This is a genomic window from Microbacterium hibisci (genome assembly GCF_015278255.1).
GTDB classification, from domain to species: domain Bacteria; phylum Actinomycetota; class Actinomycetes; order Actinomycetales; family Microbacteriaceae; genus Microbacterium; species Microbacterium hibisci.
This window is the reverse complement of the sequence record NZ_JADIJC010000008.1, coordinates 15,436-41,320: the sequence shown is the minus strand read 5'-3', so window position 1 is coordinate 41,320 and position 25,885 is coordinate 15,436. Positions and strand designations below refer to the sequence as shown.

Sequence of the window (25,885 nt, the reverse complement as noted above, 5' to 3'; positions counted from 1 at the left end):
CGGGACTCAGGGAGTCGCATGGCCACCTTCGGCACGGGCAGCACGCGGCCGTCGGCGCGGGTGCGCCGGCGACGACTGTTCGCGGGCATCGCGGGCGCCGTGGTCGTGCTCGCGGTCATCGGCGGAACCGTCGCGGCGATCGGCTTCGCACAGGCCGGGAGCGACGCGGACGCGGACGAGTCGGATGCCGTGCCCGCCGCGTCGGAGCCGCCGACGCCGTCCCCCACCCCTACGCCGCTCACCGCGGAGGAACAGCTGCTCGCCGCGACCACCGACCCGGCGGCGTGCGCGGTGAGCTTCGCGGGCGACGGCATCTCCGACGCCCCCATGCTGCAGACGCAGGGCGCCCTCTACACCGGCCTGCCGATCCCGACGCGGGACGGCCTGGTCTTCGCCGGCTGGTACGCGACCCCGGCCGATGCCGCAAGCCTCGCGATTCCGGCACGGATCAACGGGTCCGAGCCGGTCGTGTGCACCGACCGGCGGGTGACACTGCACGGCGCGTGGGTCAGTCCGGAGCAGAACGCGGCCGAGGACGCCCGCATCCCGATCCTCATGTACCACCAGTTCACCGCGAACCCCGAGGGCGAGAGCGGCTGGCTGCGCGGCAACTACGCCTTCATCGGAGACTTCGACGCGCACCTGAACCACATCGCCACGACCGGCTTCTATCTGCCGACGTGGGACGAGCTGTCGGCGTTCATCGACGGGCGGCTGTTCCTCCCCACCCACTCGGTGATCGTGACCGACGACGACGCCGACCAGAGCTGGTTCGATCTCGCCGTCCCGGTGGTCGACAAGTACAAGGTGCTCTCGACCTCGTTCATGATCACGGCCTGGCGCCAGGACCCGGCGCCCAGCCCGTACGTGCTGCGCCGCTCGCACACGCACGACATGCACCGCGCCGGCGCCAACGGCGACGGCCTCATCACGAACCTCGGCGTGCCCGAGATCGTGGCCGACATGGAGGCGTCGTACGGGGTGCTCGGCGTGAAGGAGATCGTGGCTTATCCGTTCGGGCACTACAACGACACCGCGAAGGAAGGGCTGCGACAGGCGGGCTGGGAGATGGCGCGCACCATCGAGCCCGGCTACGTCACGATCGGCGCCGACAAGCTCGCGCTGCCCACGATCCGCATCAACTACGGCATGGGGCTGGACGCCCTGATCAACCTGATCGGGTGAGCTTCCCGAAGAGACTCCGAGTCCACTATCGGAGGTGAGATAGCGGTGTCAAGGCTTTTCAGAAAAAAGTCTTCCGGTCTCCGCTTCTCGGGCGTACAGTGACAAACGCGCGGGGGGGCGCAGTACCCGAACTGACGTTCCCATCGACCCGACAACCCGGCCGGGTTCGCGCACTTGGGGTGGTCGACTCGACAACGGAGCCCGACGACGACGTCGCGCCGACCAGGGGAAGTTGATGTCTGCTAGGGACGCGTCGTCGTGCGCGCGGTGGACCGCGGTCTGAATCAGACCGCGTCTGACGCGGCGCCCGCGGGCGCCGGTGGAGTGACCCGAACGCTCCGCCGACGCCCAGTCCCGTCGCGCCCGGCCTTCGAGGTCCTTCCCGCTGCAACAGCCCCACGGGTCCAGCCGTCGCTGGAGCGCCGCCGACTCTGGGAGCGGCGCTACCGACGGCGGCTGGACCTGACCGACTCCGTCAGCGTCACGTTCGCCGCCGCGGCAGCGATGATGTTCGAGACCGGACCGGTGGTGAGCCCCGCCGAGCTCGCCGGCCCGGCCCGGATCGGCGTCTTCGTCGTGTGCGCGTGGCTGACGCTGCTGTGGCTCGCGCACACCCGCGAGCCCGCCGTGCTCGGTGCCGGCTCCGCGGAGTACAAGCGCATCGGACATGCGACGGGCCTGGCCTTCGGCATCCTGTCGACCGTCTTCATCCTCGCGCAGCTGCCCGGACTGCGTGCGCAGCTCATCGTCGCCCTCCCCGCCGGGCTCATCGCCCTCGTGTTCAGCCGCTGGCTGTGGCGCAAGCAGCTGATCCTCGACCGCGTGCACGGCGAGTGCGTGTCGCGCGTGATCGTCGCCGGCACCCGGGACGACGTCGAGTACGTCATCGAGAAGCTCGTCGAAGACCCGCACCACGCCTACCACGTGATCGGGGCCACCACGACGGACGCCTCGACCCAGCCGATCCTCGTCGCGGGCGTCATCTACCCCGTCATCGGCTCCATCCACTCGACCGCGGCCCACGGCCGCGCCTCGGGCGCGGACGCCATCGTCGTCGCAAGCACGCCCGAGGGCGATCGCGACTTCGTGCGACGGCTCGGCTGGGAGCTCGAGGGGACCGCGGCGGAGCTCGTTCTCTGCAACCGGCTCACCGACGTGGCCGGCCCGAGACTGTCGCTGCGCCCGCTCGACGGTCTTCCGCTCGTGCAGGTGAAGATCCCCGACTTCGAGGGAGGCGTCCACGCCATCAAGCGCGGCATGGACGTCGTGCTCTCCCTGCTCGCGCTCGTGCCGATCGCGCTCGTCACCCCTTTCATCGCGATCGCGATCAAGCTCGACTCTCCCGGTCCGGTACTCTTCCACCAGTTGCGGGTGGGCCGCGACGGGCGCCGGTTCTGGATGCTGAAGTTCCGGACGATGTGCGCGGATGCCGAGTCCCGGCGCGACGAGCTCCATGCCGCGAACGAGGGCGCAGGACCGTTGTTCAAGCTGAAGCGCGATCCGCGCGTCACGCGCGTCGGAGCGGTGCTGAGGAAGTTCTCGATCGACGAGCTGCCCCAGTTCGTCAACGTGCTGCGGGGCGAGATGAGCATCGTCGGTCCGCGCCCACCCCTCCCGACGGAGGTGACGGCGTACGACGGCACGGTCTACCGCCGCCTCTACATCAAGCCCGGCATCACCGGGCTGTGGCAGATCAGCGGTCGCAGCGACCTGTCGTGGGACGAGAGCGTGCGGCTGGACCTGCGCTACGTCGAGAACTGGTCGATCGCCACCGACCTCCAGATCATGTGGCGCACCGCGAAGGTCATGATCACGCCGAGGGGGGCGTACTGAGATGACCGAGTCTTCCCGATCCACCGGTCCCTGCGTCGCTCGCCTGCGACCGCGCGGCACGCACCCGAGCTGCAGCCCCACAGCCGGGATCACGCGGCCGCGCAGGTGTCATTCCCATGACGGCGGGCGGGCGGCGCAGCCAGGTCGGCGAGAGCCGCGTGCGCACCGGGGACCCCGGTCCTCGCGGGGAAAGGTCTCGTGAGCATCGTGGCGCCCACGGTGCGCATCCTCGGCACCCATGGGGTGCCGGCGAACTACGGCGGCTTCGAGACCGCGGCGGAGAACATCGCCCTGCACCTCCGCGACCGGGGATGGACCGTCGACGTGTACTGCCAGCTGACCGGCGAGGGTCCGATCCAGACCGACCAGTGGAACGGCGTCACGCGGACGATGATCCCCGAGCCCAGGGAGGGCTGGCGGGGCACGTCCGCCTTCGATCTCGCCTCCGTCCGGCACGCGATGACGGTGCACGAGCCAGGCGACGTCTGGCTCACCTTCGGATACAACACCGGGGTCTTCGATGTGATCCCCCGGCTTCGAGGCATCCCGAACGTCGTGAACATGGACGGGATGGAGTGGACCCGGCGGCGCTGGGGACTCGCCAAGCAGGGCATCCTGCTCGCGAACGAGCGGCTCGCGGGATGGGTCGGCGACGTGCTGATCGCCGACCATCCCGTCATCGCGACGTACCTGGAACGACACTTCGGCCGCTCCCGGGTGCAGACCATCGCTTACGGCGCCCACGAGGTCACGCACGCCCCGGCGACTGCCGCTCAGGAGCTCGGACTCACTCCGGGCGCCTATGGGATCGTCGTCTGCCGCCCCATTCCCGAGAACTCGGTGCTCGAGATCGTGTCGGCATGGTCTGCGGAGCGCCGCGGCATGCCCCTCGTCGTCGTCGGGCCTTACCTCGACGACGACCCGTATCAGACACGGGTCAGGGCCGCGGCATCCGATGAGGTCCTCTTCCCCGGTGCCATCTTCGATGCCGACCGCCTCCGCGCTCTCAGATTCCATGCCGCGGTCTACCTGCACGGCCACACGGTCGGAGGCACCAACCCGTCCCTCGTCGAGGCGATGGCGGCCGGCAACGCGATCGTGGCGCACGACAACCCCTACAACACGTGGGTCGCGGGCCCGGAGAACGCCTACTTCTCCGGTGCCGGCGGCCTGGACAGCCTGCTCAGTCGTCTGCTTCCCGACGAGGGTCGCCGGGCCCGCATGGGCGCTGCCGCCCGCGACCGGTTCCGCGCCGAGTTCACGTGGACGAAGATCGGCGCGCAATACGAGCAGGCCCTGGTCGACGCCCTCACCCGAAGGGGGCGCGTGCCCGAGAAGATAGGAGCCGTCGCATGATCGACGTCGGAATCGTGGGACTCGGAAAGATGGGTCTGTCCCATCTCGCGATGATCACCGCACACCCCGAGGTTAATGTGGTCGGCGTCTGCGATGCCACCGGCTATCTGCTCGATGTGCTCGCGAAGTACACCGGCGTGCGCACGTTCAAGGATCTCGGTCGGATGCTGGACGAGGCGCGTCCGCAAGCGCTCATCGTCGCGACGCCGACTCACCTGCACGCCGGCATGATCGGGTCGGCGATCGAGCGCGGCATCCATGTCTTCTGCGAGAAGCCCCTGGTGCTCGATCCGGCCGAGAGTGCGATGCTGACGGACGCTGCCGCTGCGCGGGGGCTGGTGACGCAGGTCGGGTATCACAACCGCTTCGTGGGGGCCTTCCGCGAAGTGCACCGCCTGCTGGCGCTCGACGCGATCGGCCCAGTCAACACGGCACTCGCGGAGGCGTACGGCCCCGTGGTGCTCAAGCCTTCCGGGCACACCTGGCGCAGCCAGCGGGCCACGGGCGGCGGGTGCCTCTACGACTACGCGGCTCATCCGCTCAACCTCATGACGTGGTACCTCGGCGCTCCGCAGTCGGTCAGCGGCAGTCAGCTGACGAGCATCTTCTCGGCCCAGATCGACGACGCGGTCGCGACCACCCTGCACTACGCGGGCGGCACGGCGCAGCTCACCGCGAACTGGTCCGACGAGTCGCAGCGCAAGATGACGACCACGGTCACGCTGTGGGGTGCGCACGGCCGGATCCATGCCGATCGCCAGGAGATCCAGGTGTACCTTCGCGACACCGCTCGCGTCCCCGACGGGTATCGCGTGGGCTGGAACGTCCGGTACACCACCGAGCTCACCGGGGCACCGTGGTTCTATCTCCGCGGCGAGGAGTACAGCGCGCAGCTCGACGCGTTCGTCCGGCGGGTCCTCGACGGATCGGTCGAAGGCGAGAACGACTTCGCCTCGGCATCCGTCACCGACCGGGTCCTGTCGATGATCAGCGAGGATGCGTCTCACGAGAGCTTGCGGCTGACGCGGACGAGCTCCATCCGGGCCCAGGTGCCGGCCCGGCGCGGCATCGGTGCCGCACTGCGCGGGCTGAGGGTGGGGAGCTGACATGACCACCGGCATGAGCGCTGACATGACCGCCGCCGCGGGCGGCGGCGTGACCGCCACCGCCACCAGGACGATCGACCGGCTGCTGTTCGGCGACAACCAGTTCTTCGGCGTGAACCACATGTCGGAGGAGAAGGCCCGCGCGCAGCAGATCCGCTTCCAGGACACCGACGCGATCATGCAGGTGATCGACGCCGCGTACGCGGAGGGGATCCGGACCTTCATGTGCACCACGCACGATCGGATCGCGGAGGTCTGCGACCGGGTGCGTGCCGAACCGGGCCACTACGAGGGGTTGAAGTTCTTTCCCGGCATGCCTTACGCGCACAAGTACGCCAACGCCGTGACCGATGACGGCTTCCTGGGCGCCATCCGCAGGTTCCTCCCCGAGGAGGGTCTGCTCGACAGCATCTCGCGGGGTGCGACCTCCTTCGCGCGCAAGGACATCGAGGGCGTGTCCACCCTGCTGGTCGACGCCGAGCTCAAGATGTTCGCCGGCCTGGACACGCCGGTCATCTGGATGCAGAACGTCGTCGTCGACCTGCTGTCGGGGCTCGGCTTCACGGAGGCGCTGCGCATCTTCGCCGATCACGTGCGGACGCGGTACGACGCGCAGCCGGGGTTCATCACGATGAACCTGCCACGGCTCCTCGACGACCTCGACAGGGTCGGCGTCGTGAACCCCCTCGTCTGCTCCAACATCAACAAGCTCGGATTCCGGATGTCGGGAGGCATGGAGGGATATCTCGACGCACTCGAGAAGCGCCCCTTCCGTGCGGTCGCCATGTCGGTGTTCGCGAGCGGGGCACTGCCGCCCCGTGAGGCGATCGAGTGGGTGTGCACCCTGCCCAACCTCGAATCGATCGTGTTCGGCGCCTCCAGCCGCGCGCACATCGCCTCGACGGTCGCCCTCGTCGACGAGTACTGGCCGGGGAGGCCGACATGACGCATCCCAGCGAACTGTCGGCCCGCCGTGGCACCGTCCTCATCGCCAACCCCTCTGCAGACCTGTACGGGTCGGACCGGATGGCGCTGGAGGCCGCCCGCGGACTCGTGACGCTCGGGTGGCGCACCGTCGTCACCTGCTCGATCGACGGACCGCTCGTCCCGCAGCTGCGTGCCGCCGGCGCCGACGTCGTCATCCTCGGCGTGCCGGTCCTGCGCAAGAGCGTTCTGAACGTGCGGGGAATGCTGTCGCTGCTGGGCGAGGTGGTGACGCAACTCCCCCGCATGCGGCAGCTCATCCAGGAGGTCCGTCCGGACGTCATGCTGGCCAACACGGTGACGCTGCCCCTCTGGACCTTGGCCGCCCGCTCCCGCCGCGAGGCGGTCATCGTGTACGTGCACGAGGCTGAAGCAGCGCTGTCGGGACCCGCTCGCGCCCTGCTCACTGCTCCGCTCCGGCTGGCGGACGGGGTCATCTTCAATTCGGAGACCAGTCGCCGGGTCTCAGGCTGGGCCGGGCTGGAGCGACGCGGCCGCGGACGGGTCATTCACAACGGCGTGACCGGCCCCTCCGTGGTCCGACCGTCGCGCGAAGAGCTCGGCGACGTCTTCCGCATCGTCTACGTCGGACGGCTGTCGCCTCGCAAGGGCGTGGATCTCGTCGTGCGGGCGGCGGCCCGTCTCCGGGATTCCGGCATCGAGCCGGACGTCCGGCTCGTCGGGTCGGTCTACCCCGGATACGAGTGGTACGAGGCGCAGCTGCGCGCGCTCGTCGAGGAACTCGATCTCACCGACGCGGTGCGGTTCGCCGGGTTCCACGAGGTCGTGTGGGACGACTTCGCCGCGTCTGACGTCGCCGTCGTGCCGTCGCGGCTGGACGAGTCGTTCGGCAACGTCGTGATCGAGGCGCTCCTGAGCGAACGGCCGGTGGTCGTTGCCGACCACAGCGGCCTCGCCGAGGCGGCCAGCGGCTTCACCGCCGCACTGCGCGTCGCGCCTGACGATGAGGAGGCGCTCGCCTCGGGCCTGCGACGCGTGCACGAGAGATGGGCGGAGTACCGGCTCGCGGCGCGCAGCGATGCCGTGCGGGCGCGGCGAGTGCACAGTGTCGGCAACTTCCACGCCCACCTGTCAGAAGCGCTCGAGGAGCGGGCGCACCCCGCCCCGAGCCCAGCCGAGGACGTGCGATGGTGGCCCCGCGAAACGCTCGGCTGAGCCGCCGGCTGGCCGCGATCGCAGCGACGTCGCTGTGCATCGGTCTCGCGGCGTGCGCCGCTGCGCCCGGGGCCGACGACACGCGCCCGATGACGAGCGCATCCCCGGCCCCGGCGCCCACGACATCACCCCTCGCCCCGGACGTCGAACCGGCCCCGGGAACGGAGCCCGGGTCGCGGGCGGATGCCGACTCGAGCGCCGACCCCGATCAGCCGGTTCCCAAAGTCGGACGACCCGGCGCCCCGGTCGAGCCCGCCCAGTCGGCCGAACCCGGGTCGACGACCGAGGCCGTCACCTATCCGGATGGCGTGACCGTCCGGATCGCGGAGGTCTCGTTCGGCGAAGAGACCGCTCAGGGTCCCGGCAGCTTCCCGGGCCGGGGCTACGCCCGGCTCACGCTCGAGCTGGCCAACGGCTCCCCCGACACGATCGACCTCGGCACCTCGGTCCTGACCGTCCTCGACAGGGACGACAGCCGAGTTCAGCCCGTGTACGCGAACGACGCCCGCGTTCGCGATTTCGCGGGGACCCTGGCCTCGGGCGAGACCGCGACGGCGGTCTACGCCTTCGCGATTCCTGAGGAGTCGCATTCCCAGATCACCCTCGTGGTGGATTTCGACGCCGGGCACACGTCCGCCGTCTTCCGCGGAGGGCTGAACTGACATGTCCGCGCGTCTGCACACCACCGCGACGACGCACCGACGACTACGAGAGGACCTCGCATGAACGGCATCACCCGTCGCGACGGGGAACGCGGCATGGTCCGCCGCACCGTCGCCACGCTCGCAGCAGCGGCGATGACCATCGCCGCGCTCGCCTCCGTCGTCATCCCCTCGGCGCCGGCAGCGGCCGCCGATCCCCCCGCGACTCCTGACACGGTCACCGCCGACGTGCTGCCGACGTGGCAGATCAACGGCGTCGTGTGGAGCCAGACGGTGGTGGGAAACACGGTCTACGTGACCGGCAGCTTCACCAAGGCGCGTCCTCCGGGGGTGCCGGCCGGCGGTGCCGGCGAGATCGACGCCGGCAACATCTTCGCGTTCGACATCACGACCGGCAATCCGATCCCGAACTTCAGCCACTCCCTCGACGCGCAGGGCCTCATCGTGCGCGGTTCACCGGACGGCAGGACCGTGTACTTCGGCGGCGACTTCACGTCGGCGGACGGACAGGCGCGATCGCACGTCGCGGCCTTCGACGTCGCGACGGGCGCTCTCCTCCCCTGGGCGCCTCGCACCGACGGACAGGTGCGCGGGTTCGCCTTCGCGGGGAACACCGTCTACGTCGGCGGCAACTTCCGCTCGAGCGGCGGCCAGCCTCGCACAGAGCTCGCGGCGTGGAACTCCACCACCGGCACGCTGACCGCCTGGGCCCCCGAGGCCGGGGGCGACGGCTTCGTGTGGGACATGGTCACGAGCCCCGACCGATCCCGCGTCATCATCGGGGGGTCGTTCACGCTGCTCAACGGGCAGACCGCGTATGGCATGGGAGCGATCGATGCGGTCACCGGCAGCACGCAGCCGTGGGCCGCGGTCGACAGGATCAGATCGGCTGGACTCAACGGGGCGATCTCGAGCCTCAGCACGGACGGCAGCCAGGTGTACGGCACGGGCTACGCGTTCGGCGCCGGCGCGTCGTTCGAAGGCACATTCGCCGCCGATCCGTACACGGGGCAGCTCAACTGGGTCAACGACTGCCTCGGCGACACCTACTCGAGCTTCCCGCAGGGCGAGGTGCTCTACTCCGTCGGCCACCGCCATGACTGCACCGTCGTGGGCGGGTTCCCCGATACGAGCCCGCGCTCACGCTGGCAGAAGGCGACGGCCGAGCGCACCTTTCCGATAGGCACGATCACCAGGAAGGACGCCTACGGGTGGGACTTCACGGGACTGCCCTATTCAGGACTGCTGCACTGGTACCCCGACCTCGAGTTCGGGACGTACACGGCCGCCCGTCAGGCGGCGTGGTCGGTGACGGGCAATGACAGCTACATCGTGCTGGGCGGCGAGTTCCCGAAGGTCAACACGACCGCCCAGCAGGGGCTCGTCCGCTTCGCGAAGCGGGCCATCTCGCCGCACGCGGTCGCGCCGATCAACAACTCGGTGTTCACGCCCGCGCCGTTCTCGAACGAGGCCGGCGTCGTGCGCGTGCCGTTCGGCAGTGTCTGGGACCGTGACAGCGTCGCGATCACCTACGACGTGTTCCGCAGCCCCGCCACCAAGATCGCGACGTTCACGCGCTCCGACAGCGAGTTCTGGAAGCTGCCCAGCCTCAGCATCGCCGACATCGGTCAGACGCCCGGCGCGCAGGTGCGCTATCAGGTGCGCGCGAAGGACGGCGACGGGAACATCCAGTGGAGCGCGTGGTCGCCCTACCTCACCGTCTCGGGGGCAGCGGCGTCCGCCTATCGCTCGGCGATCCGCGCCAGCGGCGCCACGCACTTCTGGCGTCTCGACGAGACCACCGGAACGAAGCTGTACGACGACGTCGGCGATGCGCCCGGAACACTGCTCGGCCTGACCCTCGGCGCCGGCGGCGCGCTCCTCAACGACTCGGACGCGGCGGTGACGTCGCCGGGCGGCAGCAACCCCCGCATGACGACGACTGATCCGGCTGCGGCCGCGAACGCGGCATCCGTCGAGGCGTGGATCAAGACGACGAGCACACGCGGCGGTCGCGTGATCGGCCACGGCAGCTCCTCGACGGGCACGTCGACCTCGGGCATGACCGATCGGGTGCTCTACCTCGACGCGTCCGGGCGGGTGAACTTCGCCATCAACGACGGGGCGTATCGCACCCTGTTCAGTCGGTCGAGCGTCAACGACGGGCAATGGCACCACCTCGTCGGCACGGTCGGAAGCGCAGGCATGGAGCTCTACGTCGACGGCGTGCGGGTGGGCCGCGAACAGAACTACACGACGCCGAAGACCTACGACGGCTACTGGCGGATCGGCGCCGATCAGACCGGCGGCTTCGCCAACCGGCCGAGCGATGCCGGCCTCGCGGGCAGCATCGACGATGTCGCGGTCTACGACAAGGCCCTGAGCAAGGGCGACATCCAGGCTCACTACCTGGCCAGCGGCCGCGCGGCCGCGTGGGCGGCGGCGCCGACCGATGCCTACGGCACCGAGGTCTCGGCGGATCAGCCCGACCTGTACTGGCGACTCGATGAGACGGCATCCGGGATCGTCCGCGACTTCGCGGTCGGCGGCACGACCGGGAACCAGACGGGAACGGTCACGCGCGGACAGACCGGAGCCATCGCCGGCAATACGGCGACCGGCTTCAACGGCTCGTCGGGCCTCGTCGTCGCGCAGGAGGCGTGGAACTCGCCGAAGAGCTACACGGCTGAGGTGTGGTTCAAGACCACCAGCACGAGCGGCGGCAAGCTCATCGGCTTCGGCAATGCCACGACCGGGCTGAGCACGAGCTACGACCGCCACATCGTGATGCAGAGCAACGGCCGCCTGAGCTTCGGGGTCAACAACGGCGCCCAGGTCAGCGTCGTGAGCCCGACGTCTTACAACGACGGGCAATGGCACCATGTCGTCGCGACGCAGGGCGCCGACGGCATGAAGCTGTGGGTGGACACGAAGCTCGTGGGAGGCAATTCCGTCACCGGATCCCAGGGTTATCGAGGCTTCTGGCGGATCGGCGGCGACCGGACCTTCGGCAGCACCGCGAGCAACTACATCAACGCCACGCTCGATGAGGCCGCCGTGTATCCGGGAGTGCTGAGCGAGCAGCGCATCCGTGCGCACTTCGCGGCGAGCGGGCGCGCGCCGGGCGAACGCGCGCCTGTCGCAACGTTCACCGCGGTGACGGACGAGCTGACGGTGAGTGTCGACGGGACGGCGTCCAGCGATGCGGACGGCAACCTCACGACGTACGAATGGACGTTCGGCGACGGCGCCGCCGCGACGGGTCCGACGGCGGAGCATGCCTACGCTCAGGCGGGCACGTACACCGTCACCCTCAAGGTCGTCGACGCCACGTCGCTGAGCAGCACCGCGACGCGCTCGGTGTCGGTCGCACCGAATCGGGCGCCGGCCGCGGCCTTCACCGCGACGGGGACGCATCTGTCGGTCGTCTTCGACGGCGGCGCCTCCGCCGACCCCGATGGCACGATCGCGGGCTATTCGTGGACCTTCGGCGACGGGCAGACGGGGACGGGAGTCACTCCTTCACATGTGTACGCCTCGGCGGGCACGTATGCGGTCTCGCTGACGGTCAGCGACGACGACGGGGCGATCGACACCCTCACGAAGAGCGTGACGGTGACGGAGGGTCCGAACGCGCCCCCGGTCGCCGCGTTCACCGTGTCGGCCGATCTGCTCACGGCCGCCGTCGACGCGACAGCATCGAGCGACCCGGACGGCACGATCGTCGGCTTCGCATGGGACTTCGGCGATGCGTCGACGGGCACGGGCCGCACCGCGGACCACACATATGCCGTTGCGGGAACATACGAGGTGACGCTCACCGTGACCGACAACCGGGGTGCGGTGGCGACGGTGGCGCATGAGGTGACGGTCGCTGCCAACCAGGCGCCGACAGCATCCTTCACCGCCACGACGACCGATCTGACGACGGCACTGGACGCCGGCGGATCGACCGACGCCGACGGGACGATCACGTCCTACGCCTGGGACTTCGGCGACGGCACGACCGGATCGGGCGTCACGACGTCCCACCCGTTCGCGGCGCCGGGCACGTACACCGTGACGCTCACGGTGACCGACGATCGCGGAGCCACGAACACCGCCGCGAAGCAGGTGGCGGCGAACGCGCCGCTCGTGTGGGCGACGGACGCGTTCGAGCGCTCCACGATCAGCGGCTGGGGGGCCGCCGGCGTCGGCGGGACCTGGGCGATGAACCCGGGCACCGCCACGGCGCTGAGCAAGTTCTCGGTCTCGGGCGGTGCGGGGAAGGTCACGCTCTCCCCCGGCAACAGCTACACGGCGTCGCTGCCCGGGGCCACCGCGTCCACCAACACCGAGGAGCGCTTCACGGTGGCGGTCAACCAGCCGTCATCGGGCGGTGGCTACTACTTCTCGGGCATCGGCAGGCAGATCGACAACCTCAACGACTACCGGGCGAAGTTCCGTGTCTCCGCCACCGGGGCGGTCGCACTGTGGCTCACTCGCACGGTGGGCGGCGTCGAGACCGTGCTCACCAGCCTCACGATCCCGGGGCTGTCGGTCACGACACCCGACAGCCTGAACGTGCGGCTGCAGGTGGCGGGCACCGGGACGACCACTCTCAGAGCCAAGATCTGGCGGACGGGAACGGCGGAACCCACCGCCTGGGCGCTGACGGCGACCGACAGCACGGCCGTCCTGCAGGCGCCCGGCTACGTCGGCATCAACAGCTACCTGTCGTCGAGTGCCACCACGGTCCCGGTGGTGTACAGCTTCGACGGCTTCTTCGCGGGCCCCGCCCAGTAAGCCGAGCCCACCCGACGCGTGCGGAGCGCCCCAGCGGCGTGAAGCGCCCGAGGGGCGGAGCTGATCGCTCAGCCCCACCCCTCGGACGCGGGTCTCACCCGCGGTACGTCAGCGGTCGGCTCAGGGGAACCGCGCACCGATCGTCGCGGCGCTGCTGCCGAGCAGCCCGACGACGGACGACGGCGGCGCGAGCGCGACGTTCGTCGCCTGGGACGCGACGTCGGAGAGGATCCGGCCGCCGGCGTCGGTCGCCGCTCGTCCCTCGATGCCGAGCGATCGGGCATCCTGGCCGGTCACCGAGCGGTAGTCGGCCAGCGTGGAGAACACGTAGGGGTTCACGTTCGCCGCGCCGCGCGACCAGACCACGAACCAGGTCGGCCTGGTCGCGGCATCCCGCTGGATGATGTTGCCGTTGGACTTGATGTTCAGGTCGCTGGCGGCGTAGGTGTGCGAGTAGTCCTCGACGCAGAGCGTGCAGTTCCCGGTGCTCTCGGCGATGACGTTGTTGCCGATGGAGATGTTGCGGATCACCCAGGGCATCGTCGGGTCGGGGAACGGCTGACGCGGATCGTGCCCGGGCACCGAGGCATCCGTCGCGCGACGCTCGTCCTGCACGATGTTGAGGACGCGGTTGCCGCCCACGATCGTGTTGTTCCAGATGTTGACGTCGCCCGTGTTGTTGATCTTGATGGCGTTGCCGAGGTTGTCGAGCACGAGGTTGTCGACGAAGTCCACCTTGTGCGAGATCTCGAGGAAGGCGCCCGCGCCGCGGTTGGCGACGATGTCGTTGCCCGAGATGTCCATGTCGTACACCGACTGATCGGTCCACAGCCCGGGGCCGTCGTTCCGCAGGAACGCGGACCCCTTCACGATGAAGCCGCGCGACTTGGCGATCTTCAGGCCGCCCGAGACGGGAGCGTGGTTGAAGTGCTCGCTGTTGTTCTCGACCGCCAGCAGACCGTCGACGGTGAGTCGGTCGGCGTAGTTGGCGCCGAGCCCCATGAGGCCGTTGCGGGCGAGCGTGACGTTGCGGACGACGGCGTCGGCCGCGCCGACGAAGAGTCCCGTGCTCGCGCTGTCGTACACCTCGACGTTCTCGACGCGGATCTTCGGAGCCTCGACCGTGATGGTTCCCATCATCCAGATGGACGTGGCGTAGCCGCGCACTCCGATGCCGCGGACCACCGTGCCCTCGCCGCGCAGCGACAGCGCTTTGGTGAGCGTGCTGGCGCGGACCTCGTGGCCGGACGGGTCGGTGCCGAGGTAGAGACGGTCTGCGACCGTGTCGGTGAAGAACGTGCCGGCCGTCAGCTGCGCCAGCGACGCGACCTCGCGCTGCGGCACGCCGTCGATCCAGACCTGCTCCGGGTGGGCCGCCATGGGGTGAGCGGGGTTGACCCACTGCCAGCCCGGAGCGGTGCCATCAGCCTGACCCTTGGTGAAGGAGGGGGTCGCGTCGAAGTCGTACGTCCAGCCGGGGCTGGAGAAGGCGCTCCCGGAGGCGGTCCACCCCGAGATCTTCTCGGAGCCGTCGAGCCAGACGGGCTCGCCGGGGTAGGACTGGATCGTGACGGCCTTGCCCGCGGGGACGGTCGCGGTCTGATGGTAGGTCCCGCCGCGCAGCACGAGGACGGAGCCGCTCGCCGAGCGATCGATCGCGGTCTGGATCGAGTTGTAGGGCGCGGCTGCGGAGCCGGTCCCGCCCGCGCTCGCGGCGGCGTCGACGAACACCGCGCCGGCAGGAACCGGATAGCTCGTCGATCCGATCTGCGGCGCCCCGGCGTTGTTGCGAGCGCCGGCCTCGTTCCACACCGGCGCCGTGCCGGTGCCGGTCGTGGGCGGCACCGGCGACGTGGGCGGGGTCGGCGTCGGCGTCGGCGTCGGCGTCGGCGTGGGAGTCGGGGCGGGCTCGGTGCCCTCGTCGACCTCCGTCAGCCGGGCGACCTTCAGGTCGTCGAAGCGTGCGGCCTGCGCCGGCGAGCTCGACGAGACGTACGCGCGCACGCCGACGGAGCCGGACGTGGCCAGGCGCGCGGCGCCGGTGTCCTCCACGGAGAGGTTCCAGTCGGACCGCACGGCGTCCACCGGCGACACGCGGGCATCGACCGACACCGGGGAGGTGCCGGTGACCTGCGTGTCGAGGCGGAGGGGGACTCCGGCGGCGGCGGTGAACCCGGGGACGTAGAGGCGGCCGAGCGAGGTCTGCTGGCCGCCCGCGACCCGGATGATCTCGAGGAGCGTGCGCCCCTGCGGGTCGACGCGCACCTGGACGTGGTAGTAGCCGGCGCTCGTCTGGCGGGACTGGACGCTCAGGTAGATGCCGCTTCCTGACTGGGGCAGCTGGTCGAGGGTGAACTCGACGGACGTCGCCGCATCGGCGAGTGAGACCCCTGCGACGACGGCGGAGGCCGAGGTGCCGGGTGTGCGGACGTTCGCGCGCGCGGTCCCGTTCGACACCGAGAACGCGGAGGCGTCGGTCACGGCGTACGTGCCGCCGCTCGTCGACGTCCCGAGGCCGGACGAGACGGTGCGGCTCATCTCATCGGAGAACACCGGGGTCGAGGTGAAGGTCGTGGCGTCCGCCGCGGCGGCCGGCACCGCGGTGACAGCAGCCACGCCGGAGAGCGCGAGGGCGAGTGTGAGGGCAGTGGCGATTCTGGGCAGGGTGGAACGCAAAAGGATGGAACTCCGGGATCGGGTATCCCGGATGCCGTACGACGAGGCGCACTGGGGCGAGGAGGCATACCGGGGAAAGGAAATGTTGCAAAACGATAACAGTCGGCGCGTCGTAACCCGGTACGGATGAGACGATTCTCACGGCGGCGTGCGGTTGGGCGGGCCAAGGCGCCACACCGGAGGGCGAGCTATCCCAGGGCTTTCATCTTCCGGAACCACACCATGACGGCGGCCGCCAGATGCACGAGCGCGGCCAGCGCCAGGAGCGTGTACACGGCCATGAACCACCCGGTCGCGCCCCAGAAGACGAACGCCAGGCACCACACGCCGTAGTCCATGGGCAGGCCCAGCAGAGAGCGCACGGGAGACGAGCCTCCGGACTCGGCCGCCTGAGGCACTCCGCGCTTTCCTCGGAGCAGATCGTTGAGGACCATGCCGAAGAACGTCACGGTCGACACGACCGCGAATCCGAGCGGCACGAGCAGCCATGCGACGTCCGCCAGGTCGAAGAACCGGTACCACCCGATCGCGACCGCGATGTGGAGCGATACGAGCTTCGCGGCGTCCAGGATGTGATCGAGCCACTCCCCTGCGAGCGATCCGCCGCCTCGCAGCCGCGCGACCTGGCCGTCGGCGCTGTCCCACGCGTACCCGACCGCGAGCAGCAGCCACACCAGCGCGCCGAGGGGCAGGCTCGCGGGCACGAGAGCCAGCAGCGCGATCCCCGTGAACGTGAATCCGGCGCTGATCAGCGACACCTGATTCGGCGTGAGCCCGATCGAGTGGGAGGCGGCCGCAAAGATCCGGCCCGCCGGCCGGTTGACGTAGACCGAGTACGCCGGGGCTCCCCGCGCGCGACCCTTCTGAGCCGCCGCGAGGCGCTGGTACGAGTCCGTGAAGCTCAGGGCGTGACCCCCGTCGCTCGATAGTCGTCGAAGAGGACGATGTAGGGGAGACTCGACAGCCCGCCGCCGGCGTACGTCGTCATCCCGGTGTAGCCGGCGGATTGCAGGGCCGCCGTCGTATCGGTCGTCGTGAGCTGCCACGCCACCGGCTCGGTGGCGCCCTGTGCCCAGATCTTGCTCCGGATCGTGGTGGTGCCCGTGCCGAACACCTGCAGGCGGACGTTGTACTTCACACCCGGCACGATGTTGTTCGCTGCGGGAAGGTCCTGCCACACCATCACGGTGCCGCCGCGCGACAGCTGCGCCTGGACGGCGCCGTTCGCACCGATCAGCCACCGGGCCCGGTAGTCGTTCGCCCCGACCACGCGGCCGAGGGCGGAGATGTACATCCGCGCACCGGTCGGCGTCGCCTGGGTCGTGAACGAGAAGGTCAGGTCGGTACTGGTCGATGTGGCGGTGTTGAGGGTGGCGCTGCGCGTCTGACCCGCCGACTGCGTCGTGAACCGCGCCGACCCGTTCTCGATGGCGACGTTGGTCGTGCCCGCCGTCTGCGTCCACGCGCCGCCCGTCGGAGCCGTGCCGAGCGCCCCGTTCGGACGGCCGAAGTCATCCAGGGCGAACGGCGTGCCGGCCGGCGGAGCGGTGACGGTGACGGACCGGGTGGTGCTGTTGGTCGCCCCGTTGTCGTCGGTCACCGTGAGCTCGACGACGTATGTGCCCGCTGTGGCATATGTGCGGGAAGACGTCACCCCCGTACCGGTCGCGCCGTCACCGTACTTCCACGCATACGTGGCGATGGTCCCGTCCGGATCGCTGGACGCACCGGCGTCAAGGGCCACCGTGAGGTTCGTGGCGGTCGCGGTGAACGAGGCTGACGGCGGCTGGTTCGCGGCCACGGTCACCGTGGCGGTCTTGGTCGCCGTCGCGCCGTCGTCGTCCGTCACCGTCAGGGTCACGGCGTAGTCGCCCGCCGCCGCGTAGGTGTGGCTGGCCGTCACCCCCGAACCGGTGGGCGTGTTGTCGCCCCAGTTCCAGCTGTAGCCCGTGATCGTGCCGTCGCCGTCGGTCGAGGTCGAGGCATCGACGTTCGCCTGCAGCTTGGCCGTCGACGAGACGAAGCTCGCCGTCGGCGGTGCGTTCTGCGGCTGCGCGTTGGAGCCCAGCGTGTAGTGCGAGGCGACGTCGGCCGCCGGGATCGGGGTCATGTACACCGCGACCTCGTCGATCGCTCCGTCGAACTCCCAGTCGCCGGGACCCCACGTGACGTCGCCGCCCACGTGCCAGTAGCCCGTGTAGTCCTGCGCGTCGGTGTGGTCGTTGGAGCCCTGCAGGGCGCCGTCGACGTAGAGCCTCATGCCCGGAGGACCCTGCGTCGCGACCACGTGGTGCCATTGGCCGTCGTTGTACGAGCCCGAGGTCTGCAGCGTGTCGGTGAATCCGACCCATACCCCGTAGATCAGGTGGCCGTCCGGCGTCATGTAGATGTGCCGGTCGTACCCCGAGGAGTTGCCGTCCGGGCTGTTGCCGAAGCCGATGATCTTGCCGCCGGTCGTGGTGCTCGTCTTGAACCACGCCTCCAGCGAGTAGGAGCGCGGGTTGGTGAACGAGCCCTGGCTGATCACCTGTCCGCCGGCGAAGGTGGCCGCCTTGTCGTTGACGCCGACCAGTGCTCCGACGGCACCCTTGCTGACCGCACCGAAGTAGGTGCCCCGCTGGTTCGAGCCCGAGGCGTCCGCGGCGATGCTGCCGGTCGTCTCGTTCAGGCGCCAGTACAGCGCAGGCTCGAGGGCGTACACGGCCTGGCCGTACGCATCGGCCGGGGGCGGCGTCGCCCCGGCGATCGTGCGACCCGAGGCGGTGTAGTGCGCCTGCGTCTGCTGCTTCGAAAGCGGTGCCGCGTAGATCGCCACCTCGTCGATGTCGCCCCGGAAGAAGGCGTCGCCCGACCAGGGGCTGTCGCCTCCGACCCGCCAGTAGCCGTTGTAGGGCTGTGCCGTGGTCACATCGGTGCGCTGACCGACGCGGACGCCGTCCACGTAGAGGACCAGACCGCTCTCACTCTCGCCGGCGGTGACATGGTGCCATTGACCGTCGTTGTACGTGCCCGGTGAGGTCACGGTCGCCGTGGATCCGATCCAGACGCCGAACGTGATCCGCCCGTTCGGCTCCATGTAGATGTGCCGGTCGTAGTTGCTCGACGTGCCCGTCGCACTGTTGCCGAAGCCGAGGATCTTGCCGCCCGAAGTCGTCGTTGTCTTGAACCACGCCTCCAGGCCGAACGTGTTCGGTCCTGCGATGGCGCTCGTGGTCGATGCGAAGCCCTGCGAGCCGCCGTTGAACGAAGAGGCGTCACGCGCGTCGCCGAGGATCGCGCCATCGGCGCCCCGGGTCACTCCGCTGCGCACCGCCAGGTCGGACGCACCGGCCCAGTCGTACGAGATCGTGGGTGACGAGTCGTCCAGGGGCCAGTAGTCGAGCGGGGTGTCGGCGAGCACCGCGTCGCGATAGGCGCTTGCGGTCGTCGTGCCGGAGGCCGTGATGGTTGCGGTGCCGCCCAGGATCGAGTGGTTCTGGGCATCCGTCGCGCGGACGCGGTAGGTGTACGACGTTCCGCTGGTCACGTTGGTGTCGACGAACGCCATCGGGGGAAGGCCCCAGTCGGGAGACTTGGACCGGACGTTCTCGAACGTCTTGATCACGACGTTGTTGCGCAGCACCTCGTACTTGAGGAACTCGCTGTCGCGGTCGTAGTTCAGCGGCCAGCTGACGCGGATGGATCCGCCCAGCGACAGCGCCGTCGCCGGCCAGGCCGTGTTCCAGAGGATCGGTCCTTGCGCGTTGGTGGACTTGGACGGGATCGCGAAGCGCACGAGCCCCTGCTGGCCGGTGTTGTTGACCCGCGTGAACTCGCCTCCGAAGACGACGTAGTCGCCGCTGGCCGAGACCGTCCACGGGCCCTGGGACGCGCCGCTCACATTGGCCGCGTTGAACGTCGGGTACCAGTGGAGCAGCCGGGGGGCGGGATTGCCGCCGAAGTCGTAGTAGCCGAGGTTGAGGCCGTACGGGGTGATCCGCTCGACGGCCTTCGACACCGCCGTGCCGCGATAGAAGGTCCAGGGGTCGCTCTGCGGGAAGCCGTCGACGAGGCTCCCGCAGTAGTGCGGATGCCCTGCCTGGTAGACGGCCTCGCCGAAGGGGTGCACGTCGTAGAGGTCGCCGTGGCAGTCGTTGACCCAGGTGAGCCGGCCGGTGCTCCACGAGGCGCGGAAGCTGCCCTCGAGGTTGCCGCCGGTGCCGAAGACGTAGCCGGTGCCGTAGATGTCGTCGCCGTCGGACTTGAGCGAGAGGATCGCTGCGTCGTTGCCCGCGTTGCGGATGACGTCGTTGGTCTGGAAGGGAAGGAGCACGCCGCTGGTCGCGTCGACCATTGCGAGTCCATACCCCGGGTTGCCGCTGCCGTTGAGTGTCGTGAAGTTGCCGCCGAGGACGACCTTGGAGCCGTCGGAGGAGACCACGACGACGCGCCCCTGCCGGCCCTCCAGCACAGGAGCCCAGGGCAGGAGCGCACCGGCGCGCGTGACGGCGGCCGCGCCGAAGCGATCCTGGTTGCTCATCCGGCCGAAGGTGCCCGTGATGTAGACCGTCGTGTCGGTGGCGTCGATGCCCAGCGTCGCGCCGTTCGAGTTCGGATTGAAGCTCGCGAGCGTGCCGCCCGGCAGATCGAAGGCGGCGACGCGATTGCGCGCGGCGGTGTTGACCATCGTGAAGTCGCCGACGATGTACAGCCGCGAGCCATCCGGGGACGCCTCGACCTGTCGCACCTGGCCGTTGATCGTGGGCGCGAACGTCGTGATCAGCGCACCCGTCGTGAGGTCGTAGGCGAGCAGGTTCGAGCGCGGCGTCTCGTTCGTCCCGGCGGCGGCGCCCGCGGGGCGCGCGCTCGAGAAGGATCCGGCGGCATAGACCGTATTGCCCACGATCGCCTGATCCCACACGATGCCGTTGATCTGCACCGTCGGCAGGGCGTCGGCGGTGAGGGTCGGCGGCACACCCTCCGGCGGGCTGACGTCGGCGCGTGCCGGAGCCAGTGTGACAAGTGAACCGATGATGACTGCCATGGTCGTGGCAACGGCGGTGATCGCCGAGCGGGTACGGCCGAAGCGCGTCGTGGTGAAGGCGCCCACGCTACATCTCCCCAGATGCGGTGTCGCTCGGACTACGTCCGTGTAGTCCAGCGACTACATTCCCCCAATGTGCGTCGGTCTCAGGGTTCGGGTCCCGAGATCTCGACATCTGGCTCGATGGCCAGTGCGCGTCGCGTTCTCAGGGTTCGGGCCCTACGAAAACGACGTCTGGCTCGGTGGCCAGCAGGTCGACGATAACACGGATCTCGCCGGATGGAACCCCGGATCGTGAGAAGAGATAGACCGCCGTCGCGTTCTCCCCTGGCGGGATGGAAGCGGGCCAGTCCGCCGTCTCGTCCCCCGTCAGCGCGGCGCCGGGAACGCGCTCGTCGCCGCCGAAGGTGAGGTTCACGTTCGATCCCGATGTGTCGACGGCCTCATCGCCGTTGTTCGTGATGCGCACCGAGACGGCCAGAGCGGCGCCGCTCTGCTCGCCCGGCAGGTCGCGTCCGGCGGTCACCGCCTCGATGGAGGTCACCTCGACGACGACGTCATCGCCCGCCGTCGCGCGGGCATCGAGCGGGATCTCGGGCGCCTCCTCCGGCTTGGTGACCGGCTCGGTCGCGCCGGGCTCCGGCGTCTCGAACTCGGTGGGCTGCGGTGTCGGGGTCGTCGGCGTCGGAGAGGTCGTCGGCGTCTCGCTGACGGTGGGCACCGGGGCCGAGGACTCGGCGGCCGGGCGCGTGGCCAGCAGCGCCCAGACCACGACGACGACGGCCAGCAACGCGACCGCCCCGAGACCGAGCCATCTCATCCAGCCGTTGCGGCGGTCGGATGACGAGTCAGTGTCAGACATGAGTGCATCCCTTGCACCGTGGTCGTCGCGCCTCCCCAAGCGGCGTGATCACGGTCATCCTAAGTCACGGGCGAATGCCCGTCGATGGGAGTCCTCGACAGGCGGTGAGGCGACGCCGCCGTCTTCGTCGTGGCGGGATCGGCGCGTGAGGAGCGTGGCGATGACGACGAGGAGTGCGAACGGCACCGCGCTGTCGACGAGCCCGCTCTCCGTGGTCGACCGCAGCACGAGCAGGACGAGCAGGGGCAGGATCGCGCCGCGGCGCGAGGACGAGACCAGCGCACCGATGAGACACCAGATGACCAGTCCGGCGACGAGGATCGTGCCGATGAGTCCCGCCTGGGCGAGCAGGGACGCCCAGCTGCTGTCGAGCACCTGCTCGTCCCGCCACCGGATGTCGACCGCGATCTTCTTGACCGACAGGCCCATCCCGATCCACTTCTGCCAGGATCGCCAGTCCCACGCGAGCACGACGCGCCACGCGTCGAATCGGGCATCCAGCGCCGAGGTCGTATCCGTCGAGCCGCCCCGGGTCGCCAGGCTGTCGACGATCCCCGTGAAGAACACGATGCCGTAGGCGACAGGCAGGCTCACGAGGAGCAGATAGACGACGCCGCGATCGTGGACGCCGTTCACGACGAAGGCGACGAGGATCGCGATGAGGACGCCGAGCAGGGCCGTGCGCGATCCGCTCGCCACGACGACGGCCAGGAGCACGACCGCGAGGGCCACCCGCCAGGGACGCGCCCTCGTGCGCAGGATCCACACCACCAGGGCGACGAGCGGCGCCCCGGCGAGGCCCGCGACCTCGTTGGGATGGATCTCGGGCACGTCGCCGCCCAGGCGACCTTCGGCCGGCAGCGAGCCGACGCCCGTCGCCGCGGCGATGAGCGCCCAGAACGCCATCGCCCCCATGAGCCCGCCGAGCGCGAACTCCCACCGCACCGACGACAGCAGGAGGAGGATCGTCGCCATCGCGATGAGCACCCGCACGACCAGCACGAAGGTGGGCACGCCGTTGCCGGCGACGAGGGCGGCGAGCAGCGAGACCAGCAGGACCGCGCAGAGGACGCCGGCCGGACCGAGCCCGATCGGGATCCTGACCCTCGTGCGGATCCACAGCATGACCGCCGCACCCAGCGTGAAGAGAGCGACGACGGCCTTGCCGACGACGACAGCATCGACGCCGCCCTGGTAGATCGTGTCGCTCCGCCAGGGGATGACACTCAGGATGACCATGACGAAGAGCAGTCCGACGATGAAGACGCGCTGCCGGCTGGGGCGACGGCCGTCGCCGTGCTCGTGCGGTGGGCGGTCAGCGCGCAGCACGGCCCTTGCGGCTCCCGCGATAGGACGCCGGTGCGGGCGATGCCCCGCCGAGCCCGCCCGCCGGGTCGACGCCGAACGTCGGCTCCGGCCCGACGGCGCCTGGGGCGGTCCCCGGGGCGTCGGCATCCCGAGCGTCGCGCGCATCGGTGGGCGTGATCGGCTCCTCCGACGGCACGGGGATGGCGAGGTCGTGTCTTCCGCGCGGCTCCGGCGCCCCGGTCGGGGTGATTCCGACGCGGTCCGACTCCCGCCAGCTCTCCGCCGCGACGCCGACGTCACGCGGGCCGACGTGTGTCATGAGCACGCCGAGCGGGCGCACGCCCATCACGCGCAGCCTCGTGGCGATCGCCACGAGATCGGTCGCCGACGTGGCGTTGTGCCGGACGATGAGCACGACCCCCGCGCCCGTGCGCGCCGTCGCCTCGACCAGCGCCGACGCGCTGGGCGGTGCGACCACCAGGACGATGTCGAAGTCCAGGCCGAGGCTGACCACGAGGGCGGGCACCTCGCTCTCGAGCGTCGACATCGGGATGTCCGTCGTCATCGCGTAGATGTCCGATACGGCCGCGGGGAGGGGCGGTGCGGGATGAGGTGGCGCGGGATGCGTCCGCGGCGGCACGTCGCCCACGAGCAGTTCAGACAGGGAGCGGGCGTTCGCCGGCGTGCCGGTGTCGCCGCGGAGGTCGAGCACGCAGGCCCGTCGCCCGGTGGCGGCGAACGCGGTGAGGAAGCCCTGCAGCACCGAGCCGTCGACTATCGCACCGGCGACCGGGATCAGCACGAACCGCGAGACCGCGGTGCCGCCCAGCGCGAACAGGCTGTTGATCGCGTCTGCGTAGGCAGCCGCTTCCGCGACTTCCTCCTGGCCCTGCCGCCGCGCGCGCGAGCGCCGCGGGCGGCGCGGGATCCGCCCCACGACCGAGAGTCCCGCCGCCCGGCGCACGTCGGAGATGGTCCGCAGCCGGCGATTCGTGGTCGTCCGGTACACCGCGAGGATCGCCCCGAGGGCGAAGCCGGCGATGAGGCCCAGCCCCGTGATCGCGAGCACCTGCGGCGACGACGGCGAGGCGGGCTCGACGGCGGGGATCATCTGGTCGAGGCTCACGTCGTAGCGGTCGTCGCCCGCCGAGTTCTCGGTGTCTTCGATGAACTCCGACAGGTTGCGTGCCGCCGAGTTGGCCATGCCCGCCGCCAGGGATGCCGTCGGAGCGTCCGCCCGGATCGTGAGCAGCACGGTGTCGGTGGCGTTCTCGGCCACCAGCATCCGGCGGATGTCACGGTCGCTGTACGCGTCGACGCTCAGGTCGAGGTCGGCGCGCACTCCGTCGACCACGTCCGGGCTGTCGACGAGCGCCGGGTACGTCTTGATCCGCGCGAGGCTGAACTGGTTCCGCTCGAACAGCGATGCCTCGCTCGACTCGACCTGAAGGAGGAGCGTCGAATTCGCGCTGTACGTCTCGGGCAGCAGCTTCGCGATGCCGAAGGCGGCCACGCCGCCGAGGAGAGCGGCGATCACCATGATCAGCCAGCCCTCACGCAGTATGCGCCCGTAGGGAACGTCCTCCACCGTCTACTCCCCACTCGACAGCCGAGGTGAGGGACGAATGATATCACCCCGAGGGGGGAGTGTCATCAGAACGCGGCACGGGCGGTTCATCCGCTGCCGCGGCGAGCCAGCGCAGGCCGATCCCGCCGAGGAGCGACGCGACCGCGAGCGCGATCGGCACCCAGGACGGCGTTCCTCCCGCTGCGAGCAGCAGCGCCGCGGCGATCAGGCCGAGAACGGTGTCGCCCAGACGGATGCCGAAGACCGCCGCCTGCCTCCCCGACACGGCGCTCAGCGCACCGTACGGCGTGACCATCGCGACGGAGGTGCCGTACGCGATCCAGGCGACGACCGCGACCACATCGAGCGGCACGCCGAAGAGGAGCGGCCCCAGCCAGGGCGCGCAGAGCACCGCGACGGCGCCCATCACCACGGTGAGGCCGAGCAGCACGAGGACGGTCAGATCCGCCTCGCGCAGCGAGCCGCCCGCGCCCTCCCGGCGCTTGCCCGCGAACCGCACGAACAGGAAGGACGAGAACCCGCCCACCACGAGGATGAGCGGAGACGTGTACGTCCGCGCCGCTTCGAGCTGGCCGACGGCGACCAGTCCGGCGAACCCCAGCACGAGCAGCCGCGTGACCGTGAACATCGCCGGCCGGAGCGTCTGCTGGACGCCGCGCCACGAGCCGTACTTCCAGACGGCGGCGTAGTCCGCGCCTCGCAGCCCCACCAGGTACCGGTCTTCACGCGGCACCAGCAGCCATCCCACGATCGTCGCCACGACCTGCCCCGCCGCGATCGCACCCAGGAAGGCAGTGAGCGTCAGCGGCCGAACGAGCCATACCGCGCCGAGGGCGATCAGCGCGATGGCGAACCCCGTCAGGTCTGCCGCCATGACGCGGCCGAACGCCATGGACGCCATCAGCAGGCGCCGCACGACCTCCTCGACGGCGAAGACGGCGAGCGCCGCCGCGAAGACCACGGCTTCGAGAGTCGAGACGAACCCCGTCACCGAGGCGATGAAGCCCGCCAAGACCGCCACCGCGACCGTCACGGCGGCGAGGATGCCTTCGAGTGCCGCCCGGATGCTGCGGCGTGACCTCTCGAGGACGATCAGCGTGTCTCCGACCAGCCCCGTGATGACGGCGGTCGCGAGGACGATGACGCCGTACAGGATCGCGAACTGGCCGAATTCCGCGATGCCGAGGATCCGCGACACCATGATCTGCAGCGTCAGGCTGATCAGCGCCTGCGTCGACTGCGCCGCGACGGCACCGACGGCCTTGCTTCTCATCGTCCCGCCTCTCCGCGGCATCCGTGGCTCATCCTGCCAGGCATGCGCCCGCGCGCCCCACCGCCATC

At 70.0% G+C, this 25,885-nt stretch carries 15 protein-coding genes; 8 read left to right on the top strand and 7 right to left on the bottom strand.

The window, feature by feature from the left end; genetic code table 11:
* The first annotated feature begins 18 nt into the window (after positions 1 to 18).
* From IM770_RS14350 to IM770_RS14315, 8 genes are all read left to right on the top strand, one after another.
* Positions 19 to 1,185, top strand: a complete 1,167-nt coding sequence (locus IM770_RS14350) for a polysaccharide deacetylase family protein (protein ID WP_239066269.1) — start codon at positions 19 to 21, stop codon at positions 1,183 to 1,185.
* 258 nt (positions 1,186 to 1,443) lie between these two features.
* Positions 1,444 to 3,018: a sugar transferase gene (locus IM770_RS14345; RefSeq protein WP_372430680.1), complete on the top strand. Its 1,575-nt coding sequence runs from the start codon at positions 1,444 to 1,446 to the stop codon at positions 3,016 to 3,018.
* A gap of 198 nt (positions 3,019 to 3,216) precedes the next feature.
* Positions 3,217 to 4,374 carry a DUF1972 domain-containing protein gene (locus IM770_RS18210; protein ID WP_203581842.1) on the top strand — a complete coding sequence of 386 codons (1,158 nt, stop codon included), beginning with the start codon at positions 3,217 to 3,219 and terminating at the stop codon, positions 4,372 to 4,374.
* Positions 4,371 to 5,480, top strand: coding sequence for a Gfo/Idh/MocA family protein (locus IM770_RS14335; RefSeq protein ID WP_203581841.1), 1,110 nt, complete (start codon positions 4,371 to 4,373; stop codon positions 5,478 to 5,480). The genes IM770_RS18210 and IM770_RS14335 overlap by 4 nt, the downstream gene beginning before the upstream one ends.
* 1 nt (position 5,481) lies before the next feature.
* Positions 5,482 to 6,426, top strand: a complete 945-nt coding sequence (locus IM770_RS14330; RefSeq protein ID WP_239066267.1) for a hypothetical protein — start codon at positions 5,482 to 5,484, stop codon at positions 6,424 to 6,426.
* On the top strand, positions 6,423 to 7,640 hold the full coding sequence (locus tag IM770_RS14325; protein ID WP_203581840.1) for a glycosyltransferase: 1,218 nt from the start codon (positions 6,423 to 6,425) through the stop codon (positions 7,638 to 7,640). The genes IM770_RS14330 and IM770_RS14325 overlap by 4 nt, the downstream gene beginning before the upstream one ends.
* Positions 7,613 to 8,302 carry a hypothetical protein gene (locus IM770_RS14320; protein ID WP_203581839.1) on the top strand — a complete coding sequence of 230 codons (690 nt, stop codon included), beginning with the start codon at positions 7,613 to 7,615 and terminating at the stop codon, positions 8,300 to 8,302. Before IM770_RS14325 ends, IM770_RS14320 begins: the two co-directional genes overlap by 28 nt.
* Before the next feature lie 60 nt (positions 8,303 to 8,362).
* Complete coding sequence (locus tag IM770_RS14315) at positions 8,363 to 13,087, top strand: LamG domain-containing protein (protein ID WP_203581838.1); 4,725 nt, start codon at positions 8,363 to 8,365, stop codon at positions 13,085 to 13,087.
* A gap of 120 nt (positions 13,088 to 13,207) precedes the next feature.
* On the opposite strand, the gene IM770_RS18205 is transcribed toward IM770_RS14315, so the two are convergent.
* The 7 genes from IM770_RS18205 to IM770_RS14280 form a co-directional block, all read right to left on the bottom strand.
* Complete coding sequence (locus IM770_RS18205) at positions 13,208 to 15,703, bottom strand: right-handed parallel beta-helix repeat-containing protein (protein ID WP_203581837.1); 2,496 nt, start codon at positions 15,701 to 15,703, stop codon at positions 13,208 to 13,210.
* Positions 15,704 to 15,951: 248 nt separating this feature from the next.
* Positions 15,952 to 16,521 (bottom strand): CDP-alcohol phosphatidyltransferase family protein, encoded by a 570-nt coding sequence (locus IM770_RS14305; protein WP_372430679.1) that lies wholly within the window; start codon positions 16,519 to 16,521, stop codon positions 15,952 to 15,954.
* A 143-nt stretch (positions 16,522 to 16,664) separates the two neighbouring features.
* Positions 16,665 to 20,852, bottom strand: coding sequence for a LamG-like jellyroll fold domain-containing protein (locus IM770_RS18200; protein ID WP_203581836.1), 4,188 nt, complete (start codon positions 20,850 to 20,852; stop codon positions 16,665 to 16,667).
* 139 nt (positions 20,853 to 20,991) lie between these two features.
* Positions 20,992 to 21,648, bottom strand: coding sequence for a hypothetical protein (locus IM770_RS14295; protein ID WP_203581835.1), 657 nt, complete (start codon positions 21,646 to 21,648; stop codon positions 20,992 to 20,994).
* A gap of 54 nt (positions 21,649 to 21,702) precedes the next feature.
* The gene (locus IM770_RS14290) at positions 21,703 to 22,977 is read right to left on the bottom strand and encodes an O-antigen ligase family protein (protein WP_203581834.1); all 1,275 of its coding nucleotides are present in this window, start codon (positions 22,975 to 22,977) and stop codon (positions 21,703 to 21,705) included.
* Positions 22,964 to 24,544 carry a hypothetical protein gene (locus tag IM770_RS14285; RefSeq protein WP_203581833.1) on the bottom strand — a complete coding sequence of 527 codons (1,581 nt, stop codon included), beginning with the start codon at positions 24,542 to 24,544 and terminating at the stop codon, positions 22,964 to 22,966. The genes IM770_RS14290 and IM770_RS14285 overlap by 14 nt, the downstream gene beginning before the upstream one ends.
* A gap of 43 nt (positions 24,545 to 24,587) precedes the next feature.
* Positions 24,588 to 25,817, bottom strand: coding sequence for a polysaccharide biosynthesis protein (locus IM770_RS14280; protein WP_203581832.1), 1,230 nt, complete (start codon positions 25,815 to 25,817; stop codon positions 24,588 to 24,590).
* Positions 25,818 to 25,885: the final 68 nt, after the last annotated feature.